3 protein-coding genes and 1 pseudogene are annotated in these 7010 nt (G+C 54.1%); 2 read left to right on the top strand and 2 right to left on the bottom strand.

From position 1 onward, the window contains the following. Nucleotides 1–123: 123 nt before the first annotated feature. The gene (locus PN477_RS04540) at nucleotides 124–1077 is read right to left on the bottom strand and encodes an ABC transporter ATP-binding protein (RefSeq protein ID WP_272115558.1); all 954 of its coding nucleotides are present in this window, start codon (nucleotides 1075–1077) and stop codon (nucleotides 124–126) included. Nucleotides 1078–1336: 259 nt separating this feature from the next. Here PN477_RS04540 and PN477_RS04535 point away from each other — a divergent pair, with 259 nt between their 5' ends. Beyond that, nucleotides 1337–2311 (top strand): DUF4007 family protein, encoded by a 975-nt coding sequence (locus tag PN477_RS04535; RefSeq protein ID WP_272115556.1) that lies wholly within the window; start codon nucleotides 1337–1339, stop codon nucleotides 2309–2311. Nucleotides 2312–2317: 6 nt separating this feature from the next. Next, nucleotides 2318–5761, top strand: a complete 3444-nt coding sequence (locus PN477_RS04530; protein WP_272115554.1) for a hypothetical protein — start codon at nucleotides 2318–2320, stop codon at nucleotides 5759–5761. A gap of 198 nt (nucleotides 5762–5959) precedes the next feature. Here the strand turns inward: PN477_RS04530 and PN477_RS04525 are convergent. Beyond that, nucleotides 5960–6871: pseudogene (locus tag PN477_RS04525) on the bottom strand (IS1634 family transposase); the annotation flags it as partial. Nucleotides 6872–7010 lie beyond the last annotated feature (139 nt).

Here is a 7010-nt window from a genome sequence, read left to right as displayed (position 1 = left end):
GTTAATGGGTGAAGGAATAGGGGGGCAAGGGGCTTAAGGTCATGGTGTTAATGGGTGAAGGAATAGGGGGGCAAGGGGCTTAAGCCCCTTGTTTCTTGCAGTGGCGATACACCCCGCAACGGGTTAGGACACTTGTTGATGGCCCAGTTTGAAAAAGAGACTTTCGAGGCTGTCTTGGGTGGGGGTAAAGGTGCTAATCGGCAGGCCGCGCTGCACGAGGTCGCGCAGAAGTGCCGCCGCATCGTCGGGATTGCCGGAAAAGTCCACCCGCAGGGCCCGTTCATCCGATTCTAATTCCCACCGCACGACCTGGGGATGGTCACGAATGGCAGCGATCAGGGCGGCGCGATCGCGCTGGGTGGCAATCACAAGCTGCTGATGGCCCAGACGGTGATACAGATCCGCCAAAGACGCACTTTCCACTAAACAGCCCAATTCCATCACCCCAATCGAGGTACAGAGTTCGGCCAAATCACTCAACACATGGGACGAAATCACGATCGTCATCCCGGCGGCTTGCAGGGTTTTAATACTCGAACGGAATTGCAGGCGGGCGATCGGGTCAAGGCCGGACACGGGTTCATCCAGAAACAGGATCATCGGTTCATGGATGATCGTGCGGGCGAGGCTGAGGCGTTGTTTCATCCCCCGCGAGAGGGTGGCGATGCGGCTGTGGCGTTTGGTGTGGAGTTGGACGAGTTCGAGGACTTCGTAGAGGCGACGGCGGCGGGGGGTGGCGCGGAGGTTGTAGAGGCGGGCGAAATAGTCGAGGTAGTCCCAGACGGTGAGGTCATCATAAACGGGAAAATCATCGGGGAGGTAGCCGATCCGTTGTTTGAGGATGGGGTTATCGTGGTTGAGTTGGAGGCGATCGCCGTCAATATAAATTTCCCCTTTCGTCGGAGCTTCGGCCGCTGCCAACATCCGAATCAGGGTGGTTTTTCCGGCTCCATTGGGGCCGATCAACCCGTACACGTCCCCCGCGTTGATATCGAGGTCTACTTCATTAACGGCCACATGGCGATCAAAGCGTTTCGTAAGTCCATCGGTGTGAATAACAGGGGGTGAGGGTGGCATAGGACAGCGCAAACATGAAGATTATTAGGTTGACTCATGGTGAACCGGCTTGATTCCGCATTTCGTGACAATCTTGCTCTATCTTTTTAGTTGCAAGGGGTAGAAGATGCCAAAAAAAATCACGAGTTTCAGATGTTTCAAAGGGTTTTCATCAAACATCCCACTGAACAGGTTTAAGGGTGGCTTCAGCAAGGCGATACTTTGGACGTTTCCAGTCTAGCCTAGGATAGAATTCATACTTGTCGAAGTTTGATCACGCATGTCTATTCTGTCAGAAATACGCGAACCGGGTCAGCCCCAAAATCTAGTCTTTGCACGTCATGAAACCTTTCATCCCCGGTTTGGTTGGCTCAAAAAAGGATTTGATCGGGCGATGCGCGATCGGAGCCAAGCGTCCCAATCCCTCACATTAGAGGAATCCACCTCAACGGTGAACTCGTTTTTAGCCGAAGATGCACCGGTACGGTTGGGGGTCGGGAAGAATATGGTGCGATCGCTCCGCTATTGGTGTCGGGCCTTTAAGCTCATCGACGCACAAGATCAGCCGACGCAGTTCGGGCGCAGGTTACTAGGGGAGGAGGGGTTTGATCCCTATCTCGAAGACCCGGCTAGTTTGTGGCTGCTCCATTGGAAATTGCTTGAAGACCGGGACGATTCCCCCCAACAGGCGGCGGCGTGGATGTTGATTTTTAAACGGTTTGCCCGCACAGAATTCACCCCCGATGAACTCGTGGAATTTTTGGGGCAAGAGGTACAACGACTCGACCGGAAAAAATGTTCAGAATCATCTCTGCGCAAAGATGTGAGTTGTTTGCTGCGGATGTATGCAGTACAACCGACGCGAAAAAACACGAAAGGCGAGGAAATTCTTGACTGTCCGTTTACGGCGTTGGGGTTGATTGATGGGGCGGCGGATGGGCGGCAGTATGGGTTTCGGGTGGGGGTGAAGCCGACCTTGCCACCGGAAATTATTGTTTATGCCTGTTTGAGCTATGCGGCACAAAAGGAGACGGCCAAAACGATCGCACTTTCCGCCTTGGTCTATACCCCCGACAGTCCGGGAATGGTGTTTAAGCTCCGAGAAGAGGGGGTGTGTGAAGCGATCGCGCATCTCAGCCCAACTCACGCAAATCTAGGGATTGATAACGGGGCGGGAAAGTTGAGTTTTTTCTTTGGGGATGATCCCCAAGGCCAAGCGGATCGTATTCTAGAACGGTATTATTCAGCCCGGTGATGTCTCGTGAGTGTCAAATCCCTAGCGCATTATGTCCAACCGCGTCGTCGTTACGCTCGTTCGATCAATCTCGAACGGGACGGGGGCAACCCGGAAACCCTGACGGGCTATGTGTTGACGGAACGAGCCACCACGACCTTAGAAAAAATCCTCCACAGTTTTGGCCATAAACGCCGCCACCGAGCGTGGACAATCACGGGGGTTTACGGTACGGGAAAATCAGCCTTTGCCCATTTTCTGAGCAGTCTTTTTCGTCCTCACGATACTGCGATTCACCAGGAGGCGATGCAGATTGCCCGGTCTCATTTTGCCCCGGACAGTGAGCCGATCCGAATTCTGGAAAAGTTGCCGCAACAGGGCTGTGTCATCGCGATCGCCACCGGCCAACAGGAACCGATTAGCCTTAGCATTTTACGGGCATTAATTTCAGGAGTTGAAAGTTTTTTTGAAGACTATCGAGAGCATGAATTGCATCGCGATTTGGTCGATCTTCGGTATGAGTTTAAGTATGGCAAGGGTGAAGTTAAGCAAAACAAGATTCTGCGGAGTATTCAAACCCTACTAGAGGAAGCCCAAAGCAATGTTTTTATTATCATTGATGAATTGGGTAAAAACTTAGAATATGTGTCCCAGCATCAAGGTATTGCTGACCTTTATTTACTCCAACAAATCGCAGAACTGAAAACCGAGGGTAAACATCAGGTTTACAGTTTAGTCCTTCTGCACCAGTCCTTTGGGGGATACAGCGATCGCCTCTCCGCCCAGGATCAAAATGAATGGATTAAAGTCCAGGGCCGCTTTGAGGATATTGTCTTTCGGGATGTGCCGAGCCAGATGACCCGCCTGATTGCCCAGGTACTCGATGGTGGCCAAGATGAAAAAATCCAAATTGCGGTTAATGCCTGGGCCCAAGATTGGGATGAGCAACTGTGTGAGCCATTGGCCAGCATTGATCTTACCCGCCAAACCATTAGCCAATGCTATCCCTTACACCCCTTAACGGCCTTAGTTTTGCCGATTTTGTGTTTACGCTATGCCCAAAATGATCGATCCTTGTTTACCTTTTTAACCAGTGATGAACCCTTTGGGTTAATGCAGTTTTTAACCGATGAAATGGTAGAGGATGATCACTTACCCACCCTCAAACTTGATCAACTGTATGATTATTTTGTGGAGTCGGTGACGGGGTTAACCTCGCGGTTTAATTTGCAGCGGTGGGTGGAGATTCGGAGCTTGATTGAAGATGCCTGCAATCAGCCCCCGGAAACGGTGAAAATCTTAAAAACCATCGGGATTTTGAACCTGATTACCACCACGGGGCCGCTCCGGGCAACGCCGGAACTGGTGACCCTGGCTCTGTGTGATCAGGGACATCGGGATCGCGAACCGTGGCAAACTGCTGTCACCACGATTCAGAAACGGGGACTCGTGACCCATCGGCGGCAGTTGAATGAGTTGCGACTTTGGGAGGGGTCGGATTTTAACGTGGATCAGGCAGTGGATGAGCAGCGGGATCAGGTGCGATCGCCCCTCGCCGATCTTCTGGCCCATGTGCATCCCCTCAAGCCCTACGTGGCCCAACGCCACTACACCCAAACCGGGACGCTGCGCTATTTTGAGCAACGCTACGGTGATGGGCGGCTGGACTTGGCCGCTCTCACCTGCGGCCAGGCCAGCGATGATGGCTTGATTCTCTACTGGCTTGATCCGACAGTGCCGCGCTCCAAACCCCAGCAGACCCAAGACGGGAAGCCCCTGGTGTTTGTGCAGGTGGGGGAGTTGGATCGGGTGCGATCGCACGCCCAAGAATTGCTCGCCTTACAGCGAATTCAGCGGACAGCCACGGAGTTACAGCGGGATGGGGTGGCGCGGCGTGAGATAGCCTACCGCATCCGGACGGCGGCGGGGTTGTTGGCGGCGGCGATCGCTCAGTCCCTCAGTTGGCAGACCGGGGTGGCCCAATGTTGGAGCGGCGGCAAACGGGTGAAAGTGGTGCGATCGCGCCAATTCCAAACCCTCATTTCTAACCTCTGCGATGCCACCTATCCCCAGGGTCTGCGCCTCGATAATGAACTGATCAATCGGCGGGAGTTGACCACCCAGGGCAGCAAAGCACGGCGGGTCTTGATGGCGGCGATGTTAACCCAGGGCGAGATGCCGCGTTTGGGGTTCGAGGGCTACGGGCCAGAGGTGGCGGTTTATGGGTCGGTGTTGGCTCAGACGGGGATTCACCGCGCTGGGGCGGCGGGCTGGGAGTTTGGCGCACCGCAGGCGGGGTCTGGGGTGGAGCCGGTGTGGGCGTTTATTGAGGAGTTTTGTCAGGGGGCCCAGACGGCCCAGCGCAACTTAGGGGAACTGTACGAGGGTTTGGCGCGGCCGCCCTACGGTGTGAAGGCGGGGGTGATTCCGGTGTTGATTGCGGCGGTATTGTTGGCCCACCAGGATGATGTGGGGGTGTATATGGAGGGGACGTTTATCCCGGTGTTGGGGGTAGAACATTTTGAATTATTGGTGAAAGACCCGGCACGATTTGCGGTGAAATTTTTTGAGATTGTGGGGGTGCGATCGCGCATTTTCCAAGAGTTGGAGAGTATGTTGCGATCGGCCAAGGCGCAGGCGGCAACGACGCGAAACCCAACGCTGATCAGTGTGGTGGCTCCCCTCTATCAGTTTGTGCAGAAGCTCCCCCGCTACACCCGGCACACGGGGCAACTGAGTCCAGCGGCGCGGGGAGTGTTGCGGGCGTTGGCCCAAACAGTGGAGCCGGATACATTATTATTCGAGGCGTTGCCGATGGCTTGCGGCTTGGAGCCAATCCGCCCCACGGCCGTGGATGATCCAATGGTGGCAGTGCGGTTCCGGGAGTCTCTGACCCTGGTGTTGCGGGAGTTGAACATGGCCTATGATCTGCTGTTGGCGCAATGTCAAGAGCGGCTCTGTACAGCGTTTGGAGTGCAGCGGGGCCAAGATTTACGGGGGGTGTTGCGATCGAGGGGGGTGCATTTGGTGGGGCACTGTAGCGATCGTTTACTCAATGCAGTGGTGCGGGCAATGGTGGATGACGTGTTGGATGATCGGCCCTGGTTGGAATCCGTGATGATGACCCTCGTGGATAAGCCAGCGGCGGCCTGGACAGATGGGACAGTGAACGAGTTTGAGCGCATGGTGGCGGATGTGGCGCGACGGTTTCGCAATTTGGAAGCCTTACAGGGATCAATGGGAGAGATGTCGGACAATCGAGATCGGATGGCACGCTTATTAACAGTGACACAGCCCAATGGGGAAGAGGTGCATCGGTTAGTATGGGCGGCTCCGGAAGAGCGAGAACAAGTCGCGGGGTTGATCGCTCAGGTGTTAGCATCGCAGATCCTGCGGGATAATCCCCAATTACGGCAGGTTTTGGCGGCACAGTTAACCGAACATGTTTTAGCTGAAACAGCACCTTTTTAACTACAGCCAGTCTTGAATCGCCCGGATAGCCTCGATCAGAACATCACTTCAATCCGCTTCTGTTTTGCCAAAGCTCCGCAAACATCAAACACCGCCTTATGTTCCACCGCAGTGCTGGCGATTCGTGGGGGTGATGTTCCCTGGGATTCGTGCTGTTTAACACGGCTTCAATCCGACATTCCGCAGGTTGACAAAAAATTAAAGAGGGGCATGGTAATAACGCTCAACCGGTGGTCCCAACAGGTGAATGATCAACCGTCGCTCCTCACTCAGATTACTAATCTGCCATTTCTCTCCCAACTTCACCCAGTGTATCCCTTGGAACTTCTGCATAATCCACCGAAACGTTGGCTTATTCGTCGGCCGCCGCCTTTGGTCTCGTACCGTTTGCTGCTGCGTTAATAGGGCTTGTCTGAGTTGGCGCTCCGCCAAGGTATACACCAACAACGTCAGTGCCATCACCAAGGCTAGAGCCTCCACACGTTGTCGCTTCTTGACAAACACACTACTAGCAAAGAACAGCAGGTCTTTCAAGAAACGAAACCCCCGCTCCACTGTCTGCTGCCTTTTGTATTCCTGCAACAGCTTCTGTGCCGGCCACAACGTTCTGTCCTATTGATTTGTTGCCAGGATGAAGCGACTGCGTTGTTGGCTCAAGGTTTCGGCCGTTGTCTCCCTCCTTTCTAGGATGCCATGGACTCGATAACCCTCAATCGCCGTCGGTGGTGTCGATTTTCCCCGACGACCCCGCTTCTGCTTAGCTCTGACTGTTTCTACCCTCACCTGACCCAGATGGTGGATTTCCAAGCTCTCCTCAAATTGCAACAACGCTTCCATCGCATCCGGCTTACAGGCAAACACCTGCCCTGTCAGTTTCTTTAACTCCCGATTCAGACCCCGCTCTAATTTTTCCAGTTCCGGTTCCCACAACGCTGCATCGGCTTTGCGACTCTGACTCTCCACCAAGATCCACCGCTGCTCCACTCCCCCATAGCTCTGCTCTATCTCCCACAATCGATAATCCTCCTGCTCACATTCTGCTTCATCGAGTAAGCTCACATCCCTGTGTGTCAGTTCTTTCGCTTTCTTCAGCGCTAGGGGTACTCGCGTTGACATACTCACCGTCCTGAAGGAGCGGTGATTCTTGACACTTCACCGAGACTTGCTACCGAAGCAGTCTTACTGTCTCTCCATGCCCATTTAAAGTCGTGGCAATGCCCTATCCCGACTTGTGAACAAGCTAAAAGTC

It is taken from the genome of Spirulina subsalsa CS-330 (assembly GCF_028330765.1).
Lineage (GTDB): Bacteria > Cyanobacteriota > Cyanobacteriia > Cyanobacteriales > Spirulinaceae > Spirulina > Spirulina subsalsa_A.
The sequence above is the reverse complement of the archived record's forward strand: the minus strand, read 5'-3'. Positions and strand labels throughout refer to the sequence as shown.

Bases quoted from the DNA above. Each gene is read 5' to 3' on its own strand.
- PN477_RS04540 (WP_272115558.1), bottom strand. From the start codon at position 1,077: ATGCCACCCTCACCCCCTGTTATTCACACCGATGGACTTACGAAACGC.
- PN477_RS04535 (WP_272115556.1), top strand. From the start codon at position 1,337: ATGTCTATTCTGTCAGAAATACGCGAACCGGGTCAGCCCCAAAATCTA.